This is a genomic window from Chamaesiphon sp. VAR_69_metabat_338 (assembly GCF_031423935.1).
Lineage (GTDB): Bacteria > Cyanobacteriota > Cyanobacteriia > Cyanobacteriales > Chamaesiphonaceae > Chamaesiphon.
This window is the reverse complement of the sequence record NZ_JANPGM010000004.1, coordinates 1-4,579: the sequence shown is the minus strand read 5'-3', so window position 1 is coordinate 4,579 and position 4,579 is coordinate 1. Positions and strand designations below refer to the sequence as shown.

Annotated in this window: 5 protein-coding genes; all 5 read right to left on the bottom strand. The window is 47.4% G+C overall.

The features are described 5' to 3' along the window. Positions 1-166 precede the first annotated feature (166 nt). Positions 167-628 carry a hypothetical protein gene (locus RMO84_RS00145; protein ID WP_310486380.1) on the bottom strand — a complete coding sequence of 154 codons (462 nt, stop codon included), beginning with the start codon at positions 626-628 and terminating at the stop codon, positions 167-169. A 69-nt stretch (positions 629-697) separates the two neighbouring features. Continuing rightward, positions 698-1,891: a sulfate adenylyltransferase gene (sat, locus tag RMO84_RS00140; RefSeq protein ID WP_310486379.1), complete on the bottom strand. Its 1,194-nt coding sequence runs from the start codon at positions 1,889-1,891 to the stop codon at positions 698-700. 42 nt (positions 1,892-1,933) lie between these two features. Next, entirely contained in the window at positions 1,934-2,278 is a 345-nt protein-coding gene (locus RMO84_RS00135; protein ID WP_310486378.1) for an STAS domain-containing protein, read from the bottom strand. A gap of 768 nt (positions 2,279-3,046) precedes the next feature. Further along, positions 3,047-3,607, bottom strand: coding sequence for a GNAT family N-acetyltransferase (locus RMO84_RS00130; protein WP_310486377.1), 561 nt, complete (start codon positions 3,605-3,607; stop codon positions 3,047-3,049). Positions 3,608-3,737: 130 nt separating this feature from the next. Then, entirely contained in the window at positions 3,738-4,343 is a 606-nt protein-coding gene (gene pyrE / locus RMO84_RS00125; protein ID WP_310486376.1) for an orotate phosphoribosyltransferase, read from the bottom strand. Positions 4,344-4,579 lie beyond the last annotated feature (236 nt).

Genomic DNA, 4,579 nt, shown 5'->3' with positions numbered 1-4,579 from the left:
AGTAAATTTACCCATAAAACGGTCTTACTCAGTGGCGATAATCTACTCCTCCAACCCCAAGTTGCGGATTTTATTTGGGAGTGAGAGCGTTAACCTCTATCTCAAACAAATAGAGGCACCTGTAAGCAGGTGCCTCTATTTGCGAGCGATCGATTAGACGATCGATCTATTTAGTCGCTGGTGCCACTGTTGGTGTCGTGGTTGTAGTAGTGGGAGTAGTAATCGTGGTGGTGGTAGATGGTACTGTCGTTGCACCAGTAGTGGTTGTAGTAACTGTCTTTTTGGTTTTCTTAGACGCTGTTGTCGTCTTTTTGGCTTTACAATTAGCGTGTACCTTAGTGGTGAGAGTTGCCGGATCGATCGTCTCTGTACCGACAACTAAAGATTTATATTTTCCAGCACCATTAACTAAAGCTTCACCACAACCATTTGCGGCTACATCTTGACGCTTGACGGCCTTATTTTTAGCATTCATCCCAGTAATTGGGTATTTTTGCTTGGCGGTTAAACCAGTGACTACGACTTGATCTTTACTAGTTTTATAAACTTCAGCAGTAGCGATCGAACTATGTGCCAACGTTAAGAATGCTGCAAACGCGATCGTCGGAATCGAAAACTTGATGGACATAGATTTTGGTAATTGTGATTGTTTAATTAGTTAAGTGGTAGGTGCTGGTTATTAGTTGTTAATGAGGGGTTATTTGTTCCCCTGCATCGCCCGAATTAATTCGGCGGCAACTTCTGGGCGCGAAAATTCTGGCGGTGGCAATTCCCCTTTGCGCAGTAAGTCGCGTACTTTCGTCCCTGATAAATGTACCCGTTGTTCGGGAGTGCTAGGACTAGTCTTAGTAGTTGCCATCGATTTGGTAACTTGGCAATAAAACGCGTGCTCGAACATCATCGGCGTAATGCCGAGTTCGTCTGGCGCGAATTCACTAAAAATATGCTGGGCATCGTAGGTACCATAATAGTCACCGACGCCAGCATGATCGCGACCGACGATAAAATGGGTACAACCGTAATTTTTACGAATCAGTGCGTGGAAAATGGCTTCGCGCGGCCCTGCATAGCGCATCGCGGCTGGATTGATGCCCAGAATCACCCGATCGCTGGGATAATAATGTTCGAGGATGATCTCATAGCAGCGCATCCGCACGTCGGCAGGAATATCATCTTCTTTCGTCGCGCCGACTAAGGGATGCAGAAACAAACCATCAACGGTTTCCATCGCACACTTTTGGATGTATTCATGAGCGCGGTGGATGGGGTTGCGGGTTTGAAAGCCGACAATCGTGTTCCAGCCTTTGGCTTGAAACTGGGCGCGGGAAGCCGCCGGATCGATTTGATAAGTCGGGAATTGGGGGTGTGCGTCCCGCTCTAATAACCAGATCGCCCCTGCTAAATTCACACTACCTTGGTCGTAAACGACTTTGACACCAGGATGTTTTTCATCGTCAGTGCGGTAGACATTAATGGCTTCTTGCTGTTTATCGTAGGTATATTTTTCAGTTAGTTCTAAAACACCCACAAATCGACCCGTACTGTCATCCAGCCTTACGAGCGTCCCGATCTGTAGCGGTGCGGCAACGGCTTCGGTGACTGAGAGCGTAATCGGAATCGACCACGGTAAGCCGTCGGCTAATCGCATCTTGGCAACGACGTTATCGTAGTCGGCTTCCGGCATAAACCCAGTGAGGGGGCTAAATGCACCGATCGCAATCATGACTAAATCGGAAAATGCCCGTTCGTCTAGCGTAACCCTGGGTAAATGTTCGGCTTTACTGAGAAATTCGGCTTTTTGAGCGGGGGTGGCGATGCGATTCACCACAGGTGAGGCTTCGCCATCGATTAACTTACCGCCGTGGGGTGCAATACCAGAACGCTGACTCAAACTAACTTCCCTCGCAATCTTGAGATATTTTTATCATTTACTCTAGCAGCTTTTCAGTCCCGAATATTTAGTATCTTGACGGTCATGCTCGAATTGCGAGTCTTGAGGTTGCTCGAATAAGCGATCCATCCGCGTGAGATTCAATAAGTCTCGGACTGGTGCCGCAATCGAGCACAGATACAGATTGCCACCAGCAGTTCTGAGCATTTTGAGCGCGATAATCAACGCACTTAAGCCAGAGCTATCGATCGAACAGACATCAGTCATATCCAGCAGCACCTGATTATTGCCCGTTGCTAATAGAGCACTAACCTGATTGCACAGTTCATTCGCTTTCACGCTGTCAATTCTGCCTGCTGGTTTGATAATTTTGAGAGGAGCAGCCATATCATCGACTCACGAAGTTGCATTTAGTCTAAAAGTTAGTCAGCGATCGTCATCGCCGATCCATCTATTTCAGGTGCGATTCACTAGTCGATCGACGACGGAAATATGTCTTAGTCTGTCGGATTCAGGCTAGCTGTCACTCACAATTGAGTGGCTGTGAGACAGATTTTTTTCTATATCATAGATATCATCCCCCATCTGCGATCGAGATCGCATGGGCTGAATGACTTAAAATCTTCAGTGCTGAGTAGTCTGGAGATCGCTTATCAAATACTACCGAGCTACGCAGCCGTGAAGATAATTTCTAAGGCAGATTTAACGATCTGTCGATCGAGTTTTAGCCGCTCCGATCGGCTCGATTTTTAGTCGAACACTTCACTTAAACTTAAGCCTATCGCCAAAATCTCTAGTTGGCGCAATCCCGATCTCCGTCCGCATGTATATGTACTAAGATCGTAAAAATCCGGATAGCATCTCGTCAAATTTAGGCTGAATACTTGTGCTATTTATAACAGTTAGGATCGGCGGTTGTGACAAAATCGAAGTTTAGTCGATCTCAATAACGACTCCCAGCTATGGGTGTAATCCGATCGACCCTATTACTAGTGAAAGTTTCACCGCCATGTGGATCGAGTTCGAGCTGGCGTATCGTCTGACACTCAGTGCTGCGTCCGCTAGCGGGCAATATGTTTGATGAAAATCGATGCGCGATCGCGCTTCAAATCCGGCGACAACCGCACTCGATCGCTTGCGTAACTCCAGCCCATGTTATCGAGCGGATTGCCATTTTGCTCGCGCTAATCGGTAGAGATAATGTTCGCGCAGCGGATGTCCGACTGCCAGCAGGGGATGCTCGAATGTCTCTGCGGCACGTTCCATGCCCAATCGTTCCATCACGGCACGAGAGCGATGATTGGTAGTAGTAAAGGAGACAATTTCTGGCACGTCTAGTCGCTCGAACCCAATTTCCAGCGCACCTTTAGCCGCCTCGGTTGCGTAGCCTTTGCCCCAGTACTCCACCGCCAGCCGCCAGCCTACCTCGACACAGGGCGCAAAGGATAATTCATATTGGGGAATGTTTAGCCCCACAAAACCGATAAATTGGCGATCGATTTTGGACTCTACCGCCCAAAAGCCCCATCCTCGATCGGCGATGCGGGATTGGAGCCGATCGAACATGGCATCGCTAGCCACTCTGTCTAACAAATTAGGCAGAAATTCCATCACCTGCGGATCGCTATTGAGTCTGGCAAATAATGGTTCGCGATCCGTCTCAATCCATTGTCGCAAGCTGAGTCGATCGGTTTCAAATTCGATTAATACTGCCATGAATTTGCGATTTGAAATGATAGATGTTGACTTGTTGGCAGAGCCTTGGCTTTGGCATGACGGAATGAGCATAGATCGACTAAAACGATCGAAGTTGGGTATAAATTACGATACTTCAATCGATCTAAACTTATAGTCCCAACTCCCGATATCTCGCTTGCAGATCGCGGATGGTAAAGATCGTCTCAAAGTTTAATCCCTGCTCGGCATAAAATGCCGCGCCACCTTGTTCGCGATCGACTAATGTCAGGACTCGATCGACATCATAACCCGCCGCTCTGAGTCGTTCTACCGCTTTCATTGCCGATTGTCCGGTAGTGACGACATCTTCTAGTACAACTACCTTGGCACCAGGTTTGAGGGTAGCACCCTCAATATAAGCTTGAGTGCCGTGTCCTTTGGCTTCTTTGCGAATAATTAATGCTGGTATAGATTTACCTTCATACACAGATACCACGCTGACAGAAGAGACAATCGGATCTGCCCCGAGGGTTAAACCCGCGACAGCATCGGTATCAGCAGGGAGCATCGAGAGTAAAATTCGGGCAGTGGCGACAGCACCTTCGGGATGGAGAGTAACTTGTTTGCCGTTGATATAATAAGTACTTTTTTGACCGGAGGAAAGGACGAAATCACCTTCTTTATAAGCTAACTGACAGAGCAGATCGAGCAAATGTTGGCGCAGGATAGTTAGATCGATCGTCGGATAGGGAATATTGCCAACAGGTGAGTGCATAATTTAGATATTTAGATCGTTGGATATTAAATCTTATCCTAGTGCCGATCGAATAGCGCGATTTCACCAACTAGCTCACATCTGGACGCAACTTTCGAGCATCCGATCGAAATCTTCCCGATGGAGCAATCTACCAGTTGAATAACGTAAATAAGTGATATAGAGGTTAACCCATGATGAAATTACAAACGCTGTGCTGTGTGGCACTAACTGTCGCCGCAACTAGCTGTTTCGCC

Bases quoted from the DNA above. Each gene is read 5' to 3' on its own strand.
- RMO84_RS00145 (WP_310486380.1), bottom strand. From the start codon at position 628: ATGTCCATCAAGTTTTCGATTCCGACGATCGCGTTTGCAGCATTCTTA.
- RMO84_RS00135 (WP_310486378.1), bottom strand. From the start codon at position 2,278: ATGGCTGCTCCTCTCAAAATTATCAAACCAGCAGGCAGAATTGACAGC.
- RMO84_RS00130 (WP_310486377.1), bottom strand. From the start codon at position 3,607: ATGGCAGTATTAATCGAATTTGAAACCGATCGACTCAGCTTGCGACAA.
- pyrE (WP_310486376.1), bottom strand. From the start codon at position 4,343: ATGCACTCACCTGTTGGCAATATTCCCTATCCGACGATCGATCTAACT.